Annotated in this window: 20 protein-coding genes and 1 pseudogene; 12 read left to right on the plus strand and 9 right to left on the minus strand. The window is 61.0% G+C overall.

Annotation, left to right across the window (positions count from 1 at the left end):
• The first annotated feature begins 215 nt into the window (after positions 1–215).
• Positions 216–875: an RIO1 family regulatory kinase/ATPase domain-containing protein gene (locus tag AC13GF_RS15340; protein WP_135275409.1), complete on the plus strand. Its 660-nt coding sequence runs from the start codon at positions 216–218 to the stop codon at positions 873–875.
• Positions 876–1,040: 165 nt separating this feature from the next.
• On the opposite strand, the gene AC13GF_RS15345 is transcribed toward AC13GF_RS15340, so the two are convergent.
• Positions 1,041–1,379 (minus strand): P-II family nitrogen regulator, encoded by a 339-nt coding sequence (locus tag AC13GF_RS15345; RefSeq protein WP_005411374.1) that lies wholly within the window; start codon positions 1,377–1,379, stop codon positions 1,041–1,043.
• Between the two features lie 155 nt (positions 1,380–1,534).
• On the opposite strand from AC13GF_RS15345, the gene ubiK reads away from it, so the two are divergent.
• Together ubiK and arr are read left to right on the plus strand one after the other, a co-directional pair.
• A complete protein-coding gene (ubiK, locus tag AC13GF_RS15350; protein WP_005419983.1) occupies positions 1,535–1,786 on the plus strand; it encodes a ubiquinone biosynthesis accessory factor UbiK in 252 nt (83 codons plus the stop codon).
• Between the two features lie 126 nt (positions 1,787–1,912).
• Positions 1,913–2,347, plus strand: coding sequence for an NAD(+)--rifampin ADP-ribosyltransferase (gene arr, locus AC13GF_RS15355; protein ID WP_043401276.1), 435 nt, complete (start codon positions 1,913–1,915; stop codon positions 2,345–2,347).
• Here arr and AC13GF_RS15360 read toward each other — a convergent pair.
• Positions 2,340–2,480, minus strand: coding sequence for a hypothetical protein (locus AC13GF_RS15360; protein WP_483005180.1), 141 nt, complete (start codon positions 2,478–2,480; stop codon positions 2,340–2,342). The two genes, arr and AC13GF_RS15360, sit on opposite strands and share 8 nt — an antisense overlap.
• Before the next feature lie 269 nt (positions 2,481–2,749).
• Between AC13GF_RS15360 and AC13GF_RS15365 the strand changes: the two genes are divergently transcribed.
• Positions 2,750–3,661, plus strand: coding sequence for a DUF2971 domain-containing protein (locus AC13GF_RS15365; protein WP_483005181.1), 912 nt, complete (start codon positions 2,750–2,752; stop codon positions 3,659–3,661).
• Between the two features lie 125 nt (positions 3,662–3,786).
• Here AC13GF_RS15365 and AC13GF_RS15370 read toward each other — a convergent pair whose 3' ends face one another.
• Entirely contained in the window at positions 3,787–4,140 is a 354-nt protein-coding gene (locus AC13GF_RS15370) for a hypothetical protein (protein ID WP_483005182.1), read from the minus strand.
• Positions 4,141–4,396: 256 nt separating this feature from the next.
• Positions 4,397–4,969 carry a DUF998 domain-containing protein gene (locus tag AC13GF_RS15375; protein ID WP_483005183.1) on the minus strand — a complete coding sequence of 191 codons (573 nt, stop codon included), beginning with the start codon at positions 4,967–4,969 and terminating at the stop codon, positions 4,397–4,399.
• Between the two features lie 647 nt (positions 4,970–5,616).
• Here AC13GF_RS15375 and AC13GF_RS15380 point away from each other — a divergent pair.
• Entirely contained in the window at positions 5,617–5,973 is a 357-nt protein-coding gene (locus AC13GF_RS15380; protein ID WP_075675966.1) for a hypothetical protein, read from the plus strand.
• Positions 5,974–6,018: 45 nt separating this feature from the next.
• On the plus strand, positions 6,019–6,573 hold the full coding sequence (locus AC13GF_RS15385) for a cold-shock protein (RefSeq protein ID WP_483005184.1): 555 nt from the start codon (positions 6,019–6,021) through the stop codon (positions 6,571–6,573).
• 114 nt (positions 6,574–6,687) lie between these two features.
• Here AC13GF_RS15385 and AC13GF_RS15390 read toward each other — a convergent pair whose 3' ends face one another.
• The gene (locus AC13GF_RS15390; RefSeq protein WP_483005185.1) at positions 6,688–7,428 is read right to left on the minus strand and encodes a hypothetical protein; all 741 of its coding nucleotides are present in this window, start codon (positions 7,426–7,428) and stop codon (positions 6,688–6,690) included.
• Positions 7,429–7,742: 314 nt separating this feature from the next.
• Between AC13GF_RS15390 and AC13GF_RS15395 the strand changes: the two are divergent.
• From AC13GF_RS15395 to AC13GF_RS15420, 6 genes and pseudogenes are all read left to right on the plus strand, one after another.
• A pseudogene (locus tag AC13GF_RS15395) lies at positions 7,743–8,579 on the plus strand (magnesium chelatase domain-containing protein); the annotation flags it as partial.
• Between the two features lie 738 nt (positions 8,580–9,317).
• Complete coding sequence (locus AC13GF_RS15400; RefSeq protein WP_483005186.1) at positions 9,318–9,878, plus strand: hypothetical protein; 561 nt, start codon at positions 9,318–9,320, stop codon at positions 9,876–9,878.
• 119 nt (positions 9,879–9,997) lie between these two features.
• Positions 9,998–11,236: a retropepsin-like aspartic protease gene (locus tag AC13GF_RS15405; RefSeq protein ID WP_483005187.1), complete on the plus strand. Its 1,239-nt coding sequence runs from the start codon at positions 9,998–10,000 to the stop codon at positions 11,234–11,236.
• 48 nt (positions 11,237–11,284) lie between these two features.
• On the plus strand, positions 11,285–12,562 hold the full coding sequence (locus AC13GF_RS15410) for an HlyD family secretion protein (RefSeq protein WP_483005188.1): 1,278 nt from the start codon (positions 11,285–11,287) through the stop codon (positions 12,560–12,562).
• Positions 12,563–12,784: 222 nt separating this feature from the next.
• Complete coding sequence (locus tag AC13GF_RS15415; RefSeq protein ID WP_483005189.1) at positions 12,785–13,651, plus strand: hypothetical protein; 867 nt, start codon at positions 12,785–12,787, stop codon at positions 13,649–13,651.
• Positions 13,648–14,205 carry a hypothetical protein gene (locus tag AC13GF_RS15420; RefSeq protein ID WP_483005190.1) on the plus strand — a complete coding sequence of 186 codons (558 nt, stop codon included), beginning with the start codon at positions 13,648–13,650 and terminating at the stop codon, positions 14,203–14,205. Before AC13GF_RS15415 ends, AC13GF_RS15420 begins: the two co-directional genes overlap by 4 nt.
• 320 nt (positions 14,206–14,525) lie before the next feature.
• Here AC13GF_RS15420 and AC13GF_RS15425 read toward each other — a convergent pair whose 3' ends face one another.
• The 4 genes from AC13GF_RS15425 to AC13GF_RS15440 all read right to left on the minus strand — a co-directional run bounded on the left by AC13GF_RS15425 (position 14,526) and on the right by AC13GF_RS15440 (position 19,989).
• Complete coding sequence (locus AC13GF_RS15425; protein ID WP_483005191.1) at positions 14,526–16,721, minus strand: peptidase domain-containing ABC transporter; 2,196 nt, start codon at positions 16,719–16,721, stop codon at positions 14,526–14,528.
• Positions 16,721–17,485, minus strand: coding sequence for a Fic family protein (locus AC13GF_RS15430; RefSeq protein ID WP_483005192.1), 765 nt, complete (start codon positions 17,483–17,485; stop codon positions 16,721–16,723). Before AC13GF_RS15430 ends, AC13GF_RS15425 begins: the two co-directional genes overlap by 1 nt.
• Positions 17,486–17,547: 62 nt before the next feature.
• Positions 17,548–18,594, minus strand: coding sequence for a DUF6932 family protein (locus AC13GF_RS15435; protein ID WP_483005193.1), 1,047 nt, complete (start codon positions 18,592–18,594; stop codon positions 17,548–17,550).
• A gap of 621 nt (positions 18,595–19,215) precedes the next feature.
• Positions 19,216–19,989, minus strand: a complete 774-nt coding sequence (locus tag AC13GF_RS15440) for a carbon-nitrogen hydrolase family protein (RefSeq protein ID WP_483005194.1) — start codon at positions 19,987–19,989, stop codon at positions 19,216–19,218.
• Positions 19,990–20,005 lie beyond the last annotated feature (16 nt).

The following is a 20,005-nucleotide window of genomic DNA, read 5'->3' on the forward strand; positions in this document are numbered from 1 at the left end:
CCAACCTATTGATTCTGAAAGAACCGTCGACCAAGTGAGACAGAATTGTCCGATTGAGCGCGACGAACTGTTCCAGCCACGACCCCGACATTTCTCCGACAAATCGTGGAATAGCGAACTGGCGAGTACTAAAATTAACGAAAACTTAGTAACTCCCTGTAACACCGGTTCGCTTGACGCTTTGCGCCACCCACCGGGTCGTCCGAGACCCCGACATGTATCTTCCTGCTCTGCCCCCCTCCTCCTGCGGCGACGACGCCGCCACCCCGCTGCTGCTCAAGCGCGGCGAACGCTTCCTGGCCCCCGACGTCTATCGCACCTGCCTGGACGGGCGCGAGGCGGTCATCAAGGACTATTCCCGCTACCGCGGCACTCCTGTTTCACTGATCGCCCGGCTGATGGTGCGCCGTGAAGCCCGCATGCTGCAGCGCCTGGGCGGCTGGAAGCATGCCCCCGCGCTGCTCGGCACCCTCGGTGGCCTGGCGCTGGGCATGGAATTCATCCCCGGCCAGACCCTGAGCACCGCGCAAGCCGTGGGCAATGACGTGTTCGAGCAGCTGCAGCACGCGCTCAGCCGTTTGCACGCCGCCGGCATCACCCACAACGACCTGCATGGCACCAACGTGGTGGTCAGTGGCGGCGTGCCGGTGCTGCTGGATTTCACCTCCGCCTGGCGCGTACCCCGCTGGCTGCGTCGCGGCCCACTGAGCCGGCAGATGCGCCGCAGCGACATGAAAAACCTGCTGAAGATCCGCCAGCGCGTGACCGGCCAGGCGCCAAGTGCGGCGCAGGCCGCACTGGTGGCCGACCCGGGTTGGGTTGCTGCCGTGCGGCAGGGCTGGAAGCGGTTCTACAAGTGGGCGAAGCGCCGGTAGGGGTCGAGCTTGCTCGACCGCTTTTCTGTAGAGCCGAGCCGATGCTCGGCTGCCGTTTCGTAGAGTCGAGCTTGCTCGACTTAAGCGCAGAGCAGTCGAGCAAGCTCGACTCTACAAAGAGCAAGCCGAGCATCGGCTCGGCTCTACAACATCCCGCCGAACGGGTTACAACGCGTCCGCGTCCAACTCACCGGTACGAATACGCACAACGCTGCCCAGGTCGTACACGAACACCTTGCCGTCACCAATCTTGCCGGTGCCGGCGGCCTTCACGATGGCCTCAACCACCGCCTCCACCTGGTCATCGGTCACCGCCACTTCCAGCTTCACCTTCGGCAGGAAATCGACCACATACTCCGCGCCACGGTACAGCTCGGTGTGGCCCTTCTGGCGACCAAAGCCCTTCACTTCCGTCACCGTGATACCAGTGACCCCTCGCTCGGCCAGCGCTTCGCGCACGTCGTCGAGCTTGAACGGCTTGATCACCGCCATGACCATCTTCATCGTCTATCTCCTGTCTTCCGGCGTGGAGGATAGCGCCTGAACGCGGCCGGTGCGAAGCCGCTGCGACCTGTCCGGGCACTGGGTGCCAGCAGTATCCTTGTGCCCGAATGGCCTGCCCGCGCCGCATGCACGGGCCCACCCCCACGGAGCACCCCATGATCGACCTGAATCAAATCGATGACCTCGCCCGTCGCCTCAGCGACCTGGTGCCGCCGGGCCTGCGCGAATCGCGCGAGGAACTGCAGGCCACCTTCAAGAGCGCGCTGCAGGCCGGCCTGGCCAAGCTGGACCTGGTCACCCGCGAAGAGTTCGAAGTGCAGCGCGCCGTGCTGCTGAAGACCCGCCAGAAGCTGGACGCACTGGAAACCGCCGTGCGCGAGCTGGAAGGGCGCGGCGCCGCAGAATGAAAAAAGGAGGCGCACTGCGCCTCCCGTTTACAGATTATTTCCCGGATGGGGCCTTGCAGCAAGGCCCACCGGGCGCCCTAGACTCGCCGGCCTGTCGATCCGGCAGGACACGCAGGGGCAGTGCCGATGGCGCAGGACACCGAATGGACACCCGTTTCGCATGACACCTGCGACCAGGTCGCCGGGCCGTTCTATCACGGCACCCGCGCTGATCTGGCGGTGGGCGAGTTGCTGAGTGCAGGTTTCCGCTCCAACTATCGCGACAGCGTGGTGATGAACCACATCTACTTCACCACGATTGCCAAGGGCGCCGGGTTGGCTGCGGAGATGGCCCGAGGTGAGGGGCGGCCACGCGTGTATGTGGTGGAGCCGACCGGGCCGTTTGAAGACGACCCGAATGTGACCAACAAGAAGTTTCCCGGGAATCCGACGCGGTCGTATCGGAGTACGCAGCCGTTGCGGATTGTGGGGGAGATTGTGGAGTGGGAGCTGTATGACGCGGAGTTCGTCCGGCAGTTGAAGGCGTTTGTTGCTTCGGGGAGTGGGGAGATCATCAACTGATGACCTGCTGGCGTTGGGCGGTGCGCACCTCTTGCTCGGCATCGTAGATGTCCAGCCCGAGCTCGATGCCGCGCTGCCCTAGGGCAAGCAGCGCGCGGGGCGAAAGCGAGACACCATCGTTGCTGCTGCCCATGAAGAGACCGCAGAACAGATCAGGCCGGAAGCGTGCAAATGACTGCCATACGGCGAGATCGCCGGTGAGCTGATCGAGGATTTCAAAGATCTGCGCTTCTCAAGGTTTTCAGGTTCAGTGCTAAACATCTACGACCACTCTCTTCCGACGGTGGACGACGCCTCGGTTGAGGAACCGCTCGGCATCCTCCGCGCATAAGACCGGCTCTAGCGACTAGTCGAATTGAGATGTTCCGGATAGGCTTCAGTGCTGGCCATTTCACGAAGAGGATGCACTTGAAAAGCGATTTAGTTCCTCCGGATGGGCGGATACCGCAACCAATTCAGATCCCCAATCTTGAGAAGTTGAGAGCGATCGCAAAGAGCGCGCCGCCGTTTGAGATTCGTCGACTGCTGCTGGACGAGAACACGCCCAGACACCACTACAAGTACATGAAGTTTGATGGGTCATCGGATTCCTTACGCAACCTCAAGACCCTCATGATCGAGTCATCGCTTTATCTTTCGTCACCCGCTGACTTCAATGACCCATTTGAATTCAGGTTCAAAGTAATCCGTCATGGAGATAGCACTGCAATTCGCAGGAAAGTTAAACGCTGGCTATCTACTTCACCAGGATGGCGCGCGCTGAAGAGGCGCGACCAAGAAGCTCTCCTGACGAGAAACATGCTGCAATTGCCCAAAGTCATGGATGACCCCAATACATTTGAGCGGCATCGCCATGGAGTGATCTGCCTTGCATCAGACCCCAGAGATCTATTGATGTGGTCACATTACGCCGACTCTCACAAAGGCATCTGTATTCAACTGCGGACGGCACCTGACCCAGCAATTTTCCTCGCAGCTCAGCTAGTCGACTACAGCGACGTCTATCCGACGCTTCGATGGCCGGACATGGATCCAGCCGTTCTCAGAGCCATCCTCACCCGAAAAAGTCCTTGTTGGCGCTATGAGAATGAACGACGCATCGTGGCAGTTGACATCAGCTCTCGTTTTCTCAAATTCGAACCTTCTTGCCTGTCTGGCATCATCTTGGGATGCAATTTTCCAAAGTCGCTCGAATCGCTTGTTGCTCAGCTCCAAGCCGAGCGTGAGGCACTGGGCTATCCAGAGGTCCGAGTCTATCGAGCAGATGTGAAAAGGTCTTGCTACGGCCTACGCATTCGAAGGAATGACACCTAAATTTCGCAGCAACCCTATCGGGACCACGCGAAGGCTATCAAATTGTTCCCGCTAAAAGGTGGGGGCTAGCTTGGCGATGTCGTGGTGGACCGATTTGACTCTTGGTAGATGGGAGGTTTCTCTTCTTAAAGAAACACTTCATACCCAAGGGCAACCGATTCCGGATTAATCACCATCCCGCCCGGCTTCCAGTATGGAACCCACCAGTGCTTTCGGCTGGGGAATCCGGAGATGCCAGCACCACCATCAGCGCCTACCCTAGAGCGCATCATCGCCCCAATGATGAAGGCCGTCATCAGGCCCGTCCATGACAGTACCGCCACGACGATCGGCAGCACCATCCGATGCGTCGCCTGCGCCTCTTGCCGGTAGGGCGCCTTGCGTCCGTATGGCCTGATCAACCCGGACAGCTCGCCCCGGACGGTCAGCGCTCCCGACACCGACAGGGCAAGTAAGCAAAAGCCAAACAGCGTACTCACGTCGCCCAACAGGGCGCCGTCGGTTGTGGTAACGGAATGTCCTGCGAGGGCTTCCAGGAAACTCCCGACACAGCAGGCCAACAGCCCGGCCAGGAGCTCGTCGAACGCCAGTTGACTGGGAAGGTGTACCAAGTAGCGCTGGCAGTTTCATCACGTGCGGTCCTTCATCCAGTCAGAAGTAGTGGGCCGACCACTACTTGAACACTTCAACCCGCATGTATGCCCATCAGTGCAAGGGCTGCGCCTTTAGCGCGCTTCAACGCCTGCGCAGCAGATACAGCGCAACCAGGAACGGCCACAGCGAGTTGATCGACGAGAACAGGCGCTGAGTCAGCCCCCTGAACCCCTCCGGATCCGCTCCCACCACGTTCAACCAGAGATAGACGATGCCCCCGATGCTCACCATAGCAGTCACGGCGTACGCCCTTCGGTTGGCAGACCACGCGCTCAGTTCGATGTGCGACATCGCCGGTGCAATGATGTTTGCGATACCGATGGTGTAGAAGCCGTGCATCGGATGGCCCATGGGCCAGAGCCCGTTGGTCAGCATGGAGATGCCAAAGATCATCCAGCAGATCGCACCTACGGCAATCCCGCGGCCGGACTCCCGCCACACTCCGATGGCAAATGCCACGAAGCCGACACCGGAGCCGATGGCGGCGATCCGGCCGCAGATGCTTGCAAGCGTTGGCGCCTGCAGCAGCTCGCTGGCGTGCTGTGCAAGCGGGTTGTAGCCCGGCGCGAACAGGGCGGCAACGCCGGTCCAGAACAGGAACCACGGAAGCGGGAGCAGACCCGCAGACAGAAGAAGTCGATTGCGGCGTAACACGTACAGTGATCCTTGTATTGGCCTGCGCCAGTGGGTGGAATCCGTTCAAACGCTACAAGACCGTCCTGCTGCGGGCAGGGCAGCCCCGCGTGACTACAGCAGTAGTCAGGTTGCGCGCGGCACTCGGTAGGTTCAATAGGCAAGAAGTCATTTAAACCATCCAGCGGGTGTCGCAGCGGTTCGGTTGCATGAGCGATCACACATGTCCGATGGGCGAGTGCTGTCGCATTTGCCGCGCCCTACATCTCTGACGGAAGGTTCTGACGACTCCGTTCCAGAAGTGCCATTCCGCCAAGCACGCCAAGGCTCTCGCCGCATCCGGGGCTATGCGACAATGCCAAAAACGTCTCGGGTTTTGGCGGCATTGACCCCTACCCGTTGGCATTCCGCACAACAGCAGGTAATCGTTACTGCGCCACCGTGCATCGGTGGTCGGGACTCGAAAACCCGGATTGCTAGACGTAAGTTTGCGCTTGCCAGCCGGCATCACCTCGCGTGGTGCCGGCTGGCAATCCGTCTGCCGGCTATGGCGGGCGGGGCGTGGGGGTCTTGTACCCGCCGGCTTTGTCTAGCAACCGGTTTTCGAGCCACGCCCTGTCCGCCACCTTTATCGGTGGCGGCTTCTGCCTGCATGCACGGAGCCCGCCATGACCACACCGCACTCCCCGCCCCCGCGCCCCATCCAGAAAGCGCCGTCACCCGCGCCCGCGCTGGACCCCAACAGCCTCATCGCCATCCTGCACGCCATCGGCGCGGGCGCTGCGGCCGACGGCCAGCCGTGGCCCGAGCGACATCACCTGCGCAGCCGGCAGATGGCGTTGTCCGACGCCGACTGCGCGCTCACCGGCCAGCGCATCGTGCAGGAGATCCTGCTGGCGGCCGAGCGCACGCGCCAGAACGGCGAGCCCGAACAGTACGTGGGCGACCGGGTGATGGAGGGACTGGTGATGGCCGATCTCGCGCTGACCGCCTTCATCCACGAGCGGATGCGACCCAAGGACTGAGCGCGCTTATGGCGCGGACCTTTCTGCCTGTGTGTGGGGTGACGAATGAAGATGCACGGCCTGGCCGTTGCGGCGGTGTGCATCGCGGTGATCGGCGCGATGTGCGTGGAGTGGCCCGAGCCCGCGGGCGATCAGGTGTGGGCCTACCAGAACCTGCAGCCGGCCGACTACCGCCTGCTGCACAGTGATGCGCTCGGCTTTGTGACCGCGAAGACCCACGAGGGTTTTGAACTGCACGCGCGCCATGCGGGGGCGACATCCTTCGAGATCCGGTACAAGGGCGTTGTGGTGATGGACGTGGAGAATGCGCCTTCGCGCGTGCTGATCCGCATGCCTGCCGACGCCCGCTGGCGGGCGCCGGATATCGAGCGTCTGCGCATCAGCTTCGAACGCTGGCTGGATCTGCACCAGAGCCAAGGCCGACTGCTGGTGGAAAGTGCGGGGCCTTCGTGGGTTGAGACGCGGTTGGGGCGCTTCAATGGGTTGGTGCCTGATGAGCAACGGTGTCTGCTTGGGGCGAGCAAGAGACGCCAGGCAAGCAGACTGTTGCGGATTGCGAATCTGGACACTGTCATCAGTCACTGGCCAGAACTCCCTTAGCGACTTCGCCAGCAATCCGAGGTAGATGCCCACAGGGCGCCTGTGCATGATGCTGAACTTGGATTCCCTCGCCTCCGTAACCTTGCTCACCGCGCCGCTGGCATGGGCTGCGGTCTAACCCTCACTTGACTCGGATGCCTGACTCTTCGAATGCTCATGTCCTGTAGCCGCAGCTGAAGTCCGCAGGGCACGCTCAAAAGCCTCTAGAAGGCCGCCAAAGTTTGTGGGCACCAGGACGACGGGCTTACCCGAGTTCGGAGTAAAGCCCAACAGTGCGTTGACTTCTACGCCGGGGTCCACGTTGTGATCGTGCGCGGCAAGCACCGCCGCCAGATACTTCCGCATGCCCTCACCGGTTACACCTGTTCCGTGCGAGAAAAGGTCTTCGGATCTGTGCGGGAAAGGAGTCGAATCGGCTTCGGTGAGATACTCGTACGCCCGGCCAAAGCCCAGTGAGCCCCTGACAAAGGGCATCCTGTGGGGCGGATAACCGTCTACTCGAGCATCGTCAGTGGCCACCACGTACTGTTGGATTGTAATGTCGTCACCTTGTAACCAACACGCAAAGTGCGCATAGGCAGACAGCTCGGCGAGATCATGATTGGCCCATAGTGCATCCATCAGATTTTTTCGAGCCGGCTTCTTATGGGCCTCCTCGAAGAACCCGCGCCTTTCACGCTTGAACTCCATCAGAAACCATCGACCTTCCTCTCCCTGACCGATCAGATCACCGATGAGGTGGTCAAGGAAAGATTGTGCTGTTGCAAGCAACCGCGCGCCGACCCGACCAACCTCAGCGTCTTTGTAGCCCCAGGCATACAGGAACAGCCCAAGTGCGTTGTTCTCGTGAAGCATCTGGTCATGCCCTCCTTGGTCGCGGCTTTATCACGACTCTAGCAATGAGGCGATGAAAATGCGCGTCGCAATGCTGCCGCCGGCGCGAACCCGCCATCGCTTATCACCGGGATACCGTCAGTTAAGTAGGCCGCACTGGATCCAGGTGCGGTTTGGACGCGTCAAAGACCCGGGAGCCGCTGAACCGCGATGTCTATTCAAGACGCCGGGCCACCCTTGACCAGAATCCCCCTAGCCGTTTCACCCGCAATACCCGATGGTTCCCTGCGGAACGCCTGCCGCACCATCGAGCATCCCTCTGCAGGAACCCAAACATGAGCCTGGCGCTGGTCCACAGCCGTGCCCGCGCCGGGGTCGATGCCCCGCTGGTGCGGGTGGAAGTGCATCTCTCTGGCGGCCTGCCTGTCACCCAGATTGTCGGCCTGGCCGAGACCAGCGTTCGCGAATCACGCGAGCGCGTGCGAGCCGCCCTGCTCTGCGCGCGCTTTGACTTTCCGCAGCGGCGCATCACGTTGAACCTCGCGCCCGCCGATCTACCCAAGGAAGGTGGGCGCTACGACCTGGCCATCGCGCTGGGCATTCTGGCGGCCAGTGGCCAGGTCGATCCGCAGTCGCTGCTGCAATACGAGTTCCTGGGCGAGCTGGGGCTGACCGGCGAACTGCGGCCGGTGGCGGGTGCGCTGCCGGCTGCGATTGCGGCGGCTGATGCCGGCCGCATCCTGGTGGTGCCGCCGGGCAATGCCGCCGAGGCGGCGTTGGCCGAGCACGCTGATGTGCGCGTGGCGCGCACGCTACTGGAATGCTGCGCCGGGTTGGGCAATCCGCGCTTGTTGCCACCCGTGGAGCGCGTGGACACGTCACAGTTACCGCTGCCCGATCTGGCCGACGTGCGCGGGCAGGCACATGCGCGGCGTGCGTTGGAAGTCGCCGCTGCCGGTGGTCACCATCTATTGCTGATTGGCAGCCCTGGCTGCGGCAAGACGCTGTTGGCCTCGCGCCTGCCCAGTCTGTTGCCGGACACCGAGGAAGCCGAGGCATTGCAGCTGGCCGCGATTGCCTCGGTGAGCGGTGAGGGGCTGGACCCAAGACGATGGCGGCAGCGGCCCTTTCGAGCGCCGCACCACAGCGCGAGTGCGGCGGCACTGGTGGGCTGACAATTTTCAGAGTTGGTGCGAATCGATCAAAGGCATGCGACTGAGGGAGAAACTGTCAGTGCTTCAAATTTCTCTTACTAAACAAAGAGCCTCGCGCCGCTCTCTGGACGCCTGGCGTGCAAGGTGTGTCGTCTGGAAATACTGCCGCGGTAGGAACTGCTATCACTGATGATCCGGTTTCGCTCAGTTCTTGAGGGAGGATTGCAGCACGGCCCTCACCGCACAACCCTACACGCGACGTCCTGGGAACTCTTACAACATCTAGTTGCCCCTCCGGCCAGGTTAGTGCTGCCATGCCACCCCGAGCCAGACGGGTCGTGAGGTTGTTCCTGGAGATTACTTAAGACGTCTGTTCGTATTCAGCGCCAGCGATGAAGCAAGCCCACGAGGCAGGTCATACCTAGTTGAAGAGGATTTGGCTGCAGGGACAGACATCCATGCCCTAGTCTGTTAATTCCACGATGAACTTCGCTCGCTCGTAGAGCTCATCAGAGGTCACGATGTCCGGAAAGAAAAAGTGCCGCCTGCAGAGCTCAAAACTGCGGAACTGATCTTCGTTCATGCCGAGATCCTTGACGAGCCCATTCATTTTTATGCGTGAGGATTCTGATTGGAGATCAGGATTTCCTGATATCCAGGGGACACGGACTTGTGATAGTAGTGAGCCTGCCGCAAGCAAGGGAGCGGTGATTCAGATCAAATGAATGGCTAACGGACAAACAAAGGAGTTGTGCAATGTCTGCAAGTGGAATTCGTGATCTCTCCCCCGAAGAGCTCGCATTGATCTCCGGTGGCGCGCAGGTAGATACCAATGACCTGCCACCGGTAGAAGTAAGGCCGCCGGACGACTGGGGCCCGAACCCGGATCCGCCGGACTGGGGCGAGCCGTGGGATCCGGGCGATGGCGGTGGCGGTGGTGGCGGTGGCGGTGGCGGTGGAGGTGGCGAGGGAGGCGGTAGCGAGACCACCTTCAGCTCCAACGCCAGCATTGATGGCAACGGTGTAGCCAGCGCAACCCAAACGTGGCAGCTGCAGGACTACAACCTGACCTTCAACCTGACCGAGAATCTGAACCTGACCAATGGCAACTGGGGGCTGGCTGGCAGTGGCAGCTTCCAGTATGCAGGCCAGACCTACACCCTCGGTCTGACCACCGATCACTTCAATGTGAGTAACTACAACGCGACCTACAATCAGGACTTCGGTAACGGTGTGTCGTTCAACATCGGTCTAACGTTCGACCCGAATACCAACTCGTTCACCGGCCAGTTCAACTTGGTCATCAGCGGGTTCTAAAGCTGCACCGGAACTTCGGCCGCCCGGTACTCCGGGCGGCCGATACGTGTCATAGAGGAGCTGACGCAATGAAATTTCTGATGTCCGCAGCGATCGCACTGAGCGTGGCCGCTCCTGCCGTGGCCGGCGATGTGGTCGCTGAAGACAGCCATGGCATCACCCTGGCCGTGATGCAGGGCAACGGCGCGGCCCTGGAGCAAATCGGCAAATCCAATACGACGGCACGATTCGCCGCGCGCGCCGGCTACCACCGCACGCGTGGCGAAATCGCTCAGTCCAATCGCTGGGCCGACACCTGTATTGCCGACGCTGCCGTGGTGGCCGAGAAGAGTCAGGGGGTCATGTACCTGTGCCGGAGCCTCCGTGCCGGCAACCGTCTGCTGGAAGGTGACATCGCCGGCTGGGCCACCGACATGCAGAAAGTGCGCGCGCTCTATCAGCGGCATGTCGCCCCCTCGCTGCGCCCAGGCGAGGAAGTACGTTCCATCACCGTCCCCGCATTCGAATCCTTCAGCCAATGGCCCCGATCGGCCACATTGGCCGCACAGCCGCCTGCCGGAACCCGCCTGCCGCTGTCGGCCAAGGCCGGTGTACCAGTCATCCGCGGCAAGATCCGTGGCGGTCAGGATGGAAAACAGCGGGACATTGATTCCGATTTCATCATCGACACCGGCGCCACCCGTTCGCATATCAGCCGCAAGGCCGCACAGGCCATGGGCCTGGCCGTCATCGACGACTTCGCCACCGACAGCTCGCGGCCCGGGCAGAACGTGGCGATCGGCCTGGCCGCTCCGGTGGATGTGCAGTTGGGCGATCTCCACTTCAAGAATGTCGCCTTCACGGTTACCGACCAGATCGAGTTCAACATCATCGGCCTGGACCTGCTGTACCGGCTGGGCCCGCTGGTGCTGCGGCCCACCGAGCTGGAGCTATTGAAGGCACTGCCCGCCGATACATGTCGGCAACCGCTGGCAACCACCTCCGCGCTGTGGGGAGGACAGTACTCGCTGCGTCTGCCTATGCGTATCGGCAAGCGCGACGAACTCGTCCTGCTCGACACTGGCACCGATGTCACGCTGGAAGCCTCCGGCGTGAACCTGGCCACCTACCCGCAGGCCAGCCTGGTTCAGCGACGCCGTTGGACGATGCACGGGCTGCAACCGGTCCGCTACGCCGAAGCGACCGCGCCGGTCACGTTCAATGGCCGCACGGCAACCCTGCAGACGCAGGTCTCGGACCAGCCGGCGAACGTGTTCCCGATCTCTTGGCGGGTGGGCTTCGGCCTGCGCGACGACTACGACTACTACGTGGACGTTGCCGGTGGCCGCGGGTGCCTTGCCCCCCGATCCGCGCGATGATGTCTCTTTCTATCCGACTTTCCGCAACGACGCGGCATCGCAGGGCACATGGAACCAGCCAGAACGGATGAGACCGCGGATGCGATTCCGCTGTTCCGCAACGAAGCGATCGAAGCGGCCACGCAGCGCTTCGGTTCACCGGTTCAGGCCCCTGGGGTCGGCATGTGGCTGGCCACCGGCTTCGTGGTCGCGCTACTGAGCCTAGCGGCACTGTTCTTGGTGACCACATCGTTTCCGCGCAAAGAAACGGTGTCCGGTGCACTGGTGCCTTCGCGCGGGCTACTGCCAATCATCAGCCAGCGTTCGGGCATCGTCAGCAGCGTCCATGTTGAGGAAGGAGCGAAGGTCCGCGAGGGCGATCCCATCGTCAGCGTCTCGGTGGATTCGGTGATCGATACCGGCGAAAGCACAGGGGCCACCCTGTCCGGCATGGCCGAGCGCCTGACCCAGGCCTCGGTCGATCGCGAGCGCGCTACTGAAGCCTCCCTGGAAAGCCAGGAGGCCGGCATCCGCGAGCGCATGCTGGGTGCCGCGCGCCAGCTCTCGGTACTGCGCGACAACGTGACCCTCTATCAGCAACAGCAGACCATCGCCGAGAAGACCGTGCACGACCTCGGGCGGCTGCGCGCGGACAAGCTGGTTTCTGAACTGCAGTACCGCGACGCGGAAGTGCGAGTCCTGAACGTGCGCCAGTCTGTAGCCGAAGTACGGACACGCATTGCCCAGCTTGAGCAGGAGCACGAGCAGATGCGGCATGAACTTGGCCGCCTGAAGGCCGAGCACGATGCCAACCGCGCCACCTCGCTGTCCGAGCTGCTGGGAGCGCGCGAGAAGGCGATCAACTACAAATTGGGCACAAGGTTCAACCTGGTGGCGCAGTCCGCCGGGCAAGTCACCTGGTTGCAGGCCAAGCCAGGCGCCACGGTCACTGCCGGTCGCACGCTCGGCGTGATGATGCCCGAGGGCTCGCAGCTTCTCGCCGAGCTTTGGGTGCCTTCCTCGGCCATTGCTTTCGTCAACGTTGGCACCGACGTGCGACTGATGTACGACGCATTCCCCTATCAGAAGTTCGGCGTCGGTCGTGCGAGGATCGTCAAGATTGCGCGCTCGCCGACGTCGCCGGACGAGCTTCCTGCCGATCTGCAGGCGGTGGAGAGTCAGTACCGGCTACTGGCCACACTGGACGACCAGCAGATGCAGGCCTATGGCAAGGCTCTTGCGCTTACACCGGGCATGCGACTCAAAGCCGATCTGGTTCTGGAGAAACGTTCGCTGCTGGACTGGCTGCTGGAGCCGCTGCTGGCGGCGAAACGACGGCAGGAATGAGGTTGAGTATGGTGTCGCGGTGGAACCGCAATGCTCGTACTCCCCGGAGAGCAAGCGAACGATCAGATGTCCCCCATGCGGCGACGTCACTGAATGGGAGAATTGCTATGCTCACCGACCCTGGGTGGATGTTCCTCCAAGGGGTTTGAGTGCCGTGCTTACCCAGAATGACCTGATGCACTGTAGCCATCAACCATCCAACGTCTGGCAAGGGATTTGTTCATGTTGAAAACTGGTATCCGTCCACTTTCCGTTGAAGAGCTTGCGCTTATTTCTGGTGGCGCCCAAGTTGACACCAACGATTTGGGGACGATTGAGGTAAGGCCCCCTGGAGGGGATGATGGATGGTTCGACATCGATCCTCCGAACTTCGATGACCCATATGACTCCGGTCCGGGGGATCAAGGTGGCGGTGGCGGTGGCGGTGGCGGTGGTGATGCACCCAATCCTCTTGATCAGTACACGCTAACCTCACTCGGCGAAGCTGTGGATGCCATTGTCAACAAGTCCCCGACGCTCGAAGGATTGGTTCAGCTCGCCAAGAACCACTACGGGTTCTCCATTGCTTGGACGGACGGACATTCTCGAACGGACTACACGAGCAAGACCCTTTATATCAAGACTTATCCTGATGTCGCTGACTCTATCGCGCAGTTGACCCATGAGCTTGGTCACTCCACATTTGACGGGCAGTGGACATCATCCATGTCGAGGGACGCGGCCATTCAGATGGGTTTGAAGACCGAGGGTGAGGCGACAATGTATAGCATGGCTGTTCAGCGCGAGCTGGCGGCGCAAGGCATATCGATGAACCTCCCGGCTGACATTGCAAACGCTGGAACCTATGGTTCGATTTATGACTCCTATACGGCTGGCCACATAGGATGGGATGACGCCGCACGCCAGATCGGCGAGGTCTACCGAAACGGTGAGCGCATCGATGTGAATGGAACCCCCGGCCGGGAAGATGACATTTCGTACGGGGACTACTACGGAAACTGGTGGGACAGCTCCCATCCTGCTCCCAGCCCCTCGCCAGGTAGTGGCGGTGGCGGTGGCGGTGGCCATTTCCAGGAGCAGGAACGATGAACCTCAATCTCTCTCGGAAATACCCCTTCCTGTCTCTGCTGGTTTTAACGCTATCACTTGCATTTCAAGCATCTGCTGAAGACACAGGCCAAAGGAATGGTAGCAACAAGAATTCACTTGAAAACGTGATTCAGAAGCTTGCAGATGCCCCTTGGCCGCTGGGGTTTGATTTCTTCCGAAGCGTGGGTGCAAGTGAATTCAAGCAGCGGGGCAGCAGCAATACCGACCCTGTTGTTTTCAGGTCAGGCCCGATGGAGACCAGCGATGGCTACCAGATCGCCTACACCGAATTTCGCATTCATCCTCGCCTGGTCCAGGGAATCAATTTCTTCTACGCCAAGTTGGAACATGGTCGTTGCTATCCTGCTGCTCCCTTGAAGGAAAAATATGCACTTGAGCGCTTCATGTACCCGCCAAGTCCACACAATGCCGCCGCTGAACGGGTGAGCAGGGAATCTGCTTACGAGCTTCGTTCCAACGGTACTGTTCTGCACTTCACTACCGATGGATCCCGCGACGAGTGTCTGGTCAGCTTCTACCGCTCCATGCGCTAGGCACTTGAGCCGCACGGTGTTATGAGGGTGACTATTGTCGGGCGCTGAGGCGCCCGGCAATTCTGGCTTGGCGCTCGCTTCGGCGTCGTTTCGTCTCTGATCCCAGGTAGACATGGAGACGCTCACCAGACTGTCTCGCCACGTCAACGCGCCTCAGCCCCTTCATTGAGCTCGTTTAAGTTGCATGGCCTGTACTCCTTGCCTAGATCGCAAATCCGGACGGAAACTGTAAGGACAGCCAGTCCACCTGTTGGCCGCATAGGACGATCAGCAGATGGAGGCATAGGGCAACGCGTCGGTGCCGACTCCAGGCATGCGCCTCAAAGTAGATCCGGTGCTGGAGATACGTTCGCCGCTGGATGGGCTGCTGGTTCCGATGCCTGCGGGGTTACGACAACAGGAATGAGGTTGACGGTCGGTGCCGCTGCGGCTGCTGGTTTGCGAGTATCGCCGACTATCCGCCCTTGATCGATGCGTACCAACCTGTCAGCCAAGCGCATTGTGTCGGGACGATGGGTAATCAGGATGCGGGTGATATCCAGCTGCGCCAGCGCCTGGTAGATTCGGCTCTCGCGCGCCACATCCAGATTGGCGGTTGCCTCGTCCAGCACCAGGATGCTCGGCTTGCGATACAGCGCACGGGCCAGCAGCAATCGTTGCTTCTGGCCACCGGAGAGGGTCGAGCCCATGTCGCCCACCAGCGTTTCCAGCTGCATCGGCATGCGCTGCACGTCCTCTTTCATTGCCGCCATCTCCAGACACTCCCATACCAGCGACATGTCCGGGCGCTCAGCAAAGAAGGTCACGTTCTCCACGATCGAGCCGGTCAGCAGTTCATCGTCCTGCATCACCACGCCCATCCGCTGACGCACCACGCGCGGGCCCCAACTGACAATGTTCAATCCATCGTAGAGCAGTTCACCGGCACTGGGCGGGTACAGCCCGGTCAGCACCTTCACCAGTGTGCTTTTCCCGCAACCGGAGGGCCCAGTGATGGCCACGAAATCGCCCGGCTCGATTGTCAGATTGATGTCCTTCAGCGTCGGTGGCTCCTGCGCCGAGTATTGGAAGTAAACCGAACGTAGCTGAATATGTCCTTCCATGCTGTCCGATGCCGAGGGATCCTTGCTGAATCCCTCTTCGCTCGGAGTTAGCGCGATATCGGCAATACGGTCCGAATGGAGCTCGGTCAGGCGCCAGGCGATGCACTGGTCCACCAGCGTGGTCAGGCGGTTGCTCAGCTGCTGCCGGTAGGCTACGAAGGCATACAATGCGCCCACCGTCAGGGTGTTCGCCAGCACTGCCTGAGCACCGATGTAGACGATGGCGACCAGGCTGACGCCATCGAGCAGGGTGCGCCCCGCACCGATCCCGATCTGTAGGTTGGCGCTGTTCAACGAGGCACGCACCAGATCGGCGTACTTGTTGGCCCAGATCGATTCACGCGAGAACTCGCCGCCCATGGTCTTGATCGACTGCATTGCGCGTAACGTTTCGATGCGTGTGCCACGCTCGGCGATGTTCGCCTGAAGGCTGGCCATGCCCATCTTCATCGACAGCGGGATGGCGGCCACCCGCATCAGCACGTACAGCCCCAGCGCAGTCAGCGCCACCAGGCTCATCAGTGGCGAGTAGACAAACATCAATACGATGATGCCCAAGGCCAGAACACCATCGAGCAGCGCGCTGATAAGCCCGTTGGCGATCAGCTGGCGAATGGGGTCGATCGACTCCATTCTCGAAAGCGCGTCGGCCAAGCGGCGCCGATGAAACCACGTTAGCGGCAGACTGACCAGATGATGGAACAGGCGTCGGCTCATGTCCCACCCCATCAAGGCGGAGGCGCGCTGTAGCGTGACGCCCCGCAGCGCTTCAGCCAGGCTGTTGAACACGGCCACTGCACCAAATCCCAGCGCCAGTGCCATCAGGAATCCACGATCACCGCGCAGCACACCTTCATCCACCGCCAGCTGCATGAAGAATGGTGACAGCAGCACAAAGCCCTGGAGCAACAGCGTGTAGACCAGCGTATGGAACAGCGCGGTGCCGACACCGCCCTTGAAGCGGATCATCGACCAGATGTTGAGGGGTGAACGCTGCTTGCGTGGACGGAAGCTGGGCGAGGAACTAACCTCCACCGCGATACCGGTGAAGGCTTTGGAAAGCTCCGCCTCACTGAAGGACAGCGAGCCATGGGCTGGGTCGATGATGTGATAGCGGCCGCGCGAGACCTTCTCCAGCACCACGAAATGGTTGAGCTTCCAGTGCAGGATGGCCGGTGTGCCCAGATGCTTCAGGTCACTGGGCTCGCAGCGTACCGGCCGGCACTGCATGTCCAGCGCGCTGGCCAGCGCGATCAGCTGGTTCAGATCCACGCCACGCTGGGAGTTGTGATACTTGCGCCGCAGCTCACTCATTTCCAGATCCGCGCCCAGCATGGACGAGCAGATCGCCAGGCACGCCAGCCCGCATTCGCTGACTTCGGATTGCACCCGCCAGTAGCGTTTGTTGAACATCAGATACCCTCTTTCTGGACAGGCATGACCGGCTGCTGTCCCAGCCAGGCATACAACTCGATTGCGGTACAGTGATAGGCGTATAGCCCATCCCAGCGGCCGTACAGTTCCGCTTCGCGCAGACGCACTTCGTAGCCGCCCCGGGACAGCACCGTCAGTACCTTCAAGGGAATGAAGCAGGCCTCCGGAAGTCCGGCACGGTGTAGGCAGAAATTGAACAGCGCACGCCCCAGCCGGCCGTTGCCATCGGAAAAAGCGTGGGCATTGTTGGCCAGCGCCAGCATCTGCACTGCAGCGCTGACGCCGTGGCCAGGCCTGACGTCAACTTGCCGGGAGAGCAACTCAGCTAAACGCTCGACAGCATCTTGGGCCTCGACCATCGGCAGGAGCGTGCGCCCATCCTGCGAGCGGAGACCTACCGGACGAGTACGCAGGCCACCATCACCGCCGGTGGAGAGGGCAATGAAGTGCTGCACGTCTGGCGTCGATAGTGGCCCGGACAGCGTCCGCCGCCATCGTTGATAGATCAGTGCTTCGCTTTCCTCCCGGTTGCCCAGCACCCGGAGGCTCAGTGCCGGCATTCGCATATAGGGCGAGAGCCGATGGCGGAGCTGGTGCACAGCCTCCCGCAGTGGCGGCTTGTCTCGATTTGCCCATAGCTGGTCGCAAGGACGGTAGCAGGGTTGCAATGCGGACAATGCGGTCTCGCAGCCCTGCAAGCGTATCTTCAGCTCCGCTGAGGGCTCCGGGGGCACCAGCGGCATCAATGTCCGGGCTACAATCCCGAGCGTAGATGCGGGGGAGGAGTCTGCATCCATCGACATGCTCAGGCCAGTGTCCTGTCCGGCAGCAATAGCACCAAGCCAGAGTCGCGCTCCTCCATACCTGGCCTTCGCGACTGATACAGCATCGTGAAGTACGAGGTTAGCTTGACCATCAGCCACGGCTCGGCGTCACACGGCACGAATCGCATGTCGATGTGCTCAAGCAGGAATTTGCGGGTCAGCCGCTGCAGGGCGCGGCCAGGCTCGAAGCGGACATCTGCCCGGGCACGGTAGAACGTCACGATGTCGAGGTCGTTCGGCGCGGTATTGGATACGTCGAGGAAGCTTCCGCCTACGAGGCAGCACTGCACATCCACCACCTGTGCCAGGTCAGCGAAGGCGCTTCGCAAAGCTGCCAGCCTCACCTGCCGCAGCTCGCTTCCGCCGAAGGCGCGATGGAAGGCCGCGCTGTCGGCCAGCCAGGGCGAGGCGTTGCCTGGGGTGCTGGCCGCAATGGGCAGCAGGTATGGCGGCAGGCCCTCATCCACAATGCGCTGGAAGTCGGTTTCAACGGCATTGGCTGGCACGGCATCCACCTGCCTGACAGTAGGTACCTGGCTCGCTACACCGAGATAGGCGCTAATGCGGCCCGCCTGCGCACGTACCAGGGCAGCCTGATCCGGGAACACCGCGACCGAGACGTAGGCGAAGCGATCGGCCACCGAAAGTGAAAGCGCATCGAATGCCTTGCGCACCGCGATGCGCTCCTCCAAGGGGAAATCACGCTCTGGAAAGCGGGCCGTATCGGCAGATGCCACCGTTACCGCCGAGCACCGCTGGTACAGCCCAGCGTTGACGACGGCCAGGTCCAGGTCCGAAAAAGAGGGGTCGAATGGCGCGCCATCGCGTAGCGAGAAGCCAAAGCGCGCCGAGCCAACGATCTGTATATCAGCCACGGGCACCGCCAGCAGCTGGCTCACATCCTGCAACAGGGAAGTAAGGCGCTCGGCATCTACCGACAAGACTGGCCCATCCAGGACATCCTCGGCGATCTGCTCGATCGGCACGCACCGCGCGTGTTGCTCATGAATCCATTCAGCGTAGTTCATTAGGCATCCGGGCCAGCATTGGAACATTCCAAAGCTAGCATATGCAGGCGCCACATTTGGTTGCACGCAAAGACACGGGATTGCCGACTGAACAGGCGCTACACCCGTGGCTGAGCCCAGCAACCCCCTATTGCGTCCTCCTCCGAGGTCTTCATTCCAAATCGTTGGACTACGTCCGGGGAAACTGTCAGTCCACCTACGACGCTTACTCGACGACGCTGCAACGCCTCTAGGCCCGCCCAGTTGCCTGGCCCGGTACGGGCAACCTGTCAGGATGGTTCATGCGTCGAGGGCCAACAAGGTAGGGGCGAAAGACCGAACACGCCCGACTATTGTCCGCGCTTTCGCCCCATGGCAACGGTCGATCAATCAAAGGGATCCAGGACGAGCATGCCTGGCCTGAAGCAATGCAATGCATTTAGCCACCCGCCGCTCGACTTCATCATGTGAGGGCTGAATTGGCAGTACGGCCCTCCATCCATGCCCGCAACAGCCTCACCAGAACCCATCCCCTGCATGGACAAGCGAAGTTCCCAGTACGCTGACTTTTCATTTGAGTGGCTTGGTACTCAAGTGACTCGAACTAGTAGTGCAAAGCCCGCTGCTGAAGTTGCTTCCCAGTCACGTTTCCCGGGCGCTAGCCCGCACTCCCGGGATACCCATTGCTTGCAGCGCCACGGCACTGCCGCTTTGTTCTTCGAGGTCATACACCACCAACGCTTCGCCTTCAGTCTCGGCGCCGCATCTCAGCGCACCACTGCTGTCCCAGGCTGCAGTGCCTCCCATCATCTCGAATCCATCGGCATGGCCCACGCCGTTGCATACCAACACGATCATCCCGAGCTCCCGCGCGATTGTTGCGTAATGGCGGTGAGCGCGTTCCATACCGATCATGTTCTTTGTAACACTGGCAACGTAGACCGTTGCTCCGGCGTCCTTGGCCTGCAGTGCGTTATCCATCTGTAGCGACTCGAAGCAGATGGCGGGGACCAGAATCTCCTCTCCAAGGGTTACTGACAGGGGCTTGGTCCCTGCCCTGAAGTAAGGCAGTTCGTCGGCGTGGAGCATCTGTTTGGTGTAGACAGCCGGTGTCTGACCGCTGCGGAACACGAACATGCCGATCTCCGGCCCATCATTGCCACGATAGGGCCCACCGACTGCGACCAGAATCTGGTGCCGATCGCTCAGCGACTGGAATACCTCCAGACGTGCATCATCTGCAGTCATTGCCAGCTGTTCGGCCAACCGTGGCTCATAGCCGGTCAGCGACATCTCCGGAAAGAAGACCGCTGCACCGCCACACGAAGCGGCCAGTTCAATGAAGTGCACGTGCCGTTCGATATTGCCATCGATGTCGCCAGGGGCTGATCGCATCTGTGCTGCAACAATCTTCATTCCATCCTCTCTACTC

The sequence above is a fragment of the Stenotrophomonas sp. 22LJNL06-5-1 genome, from assembly GCF_056861455.1.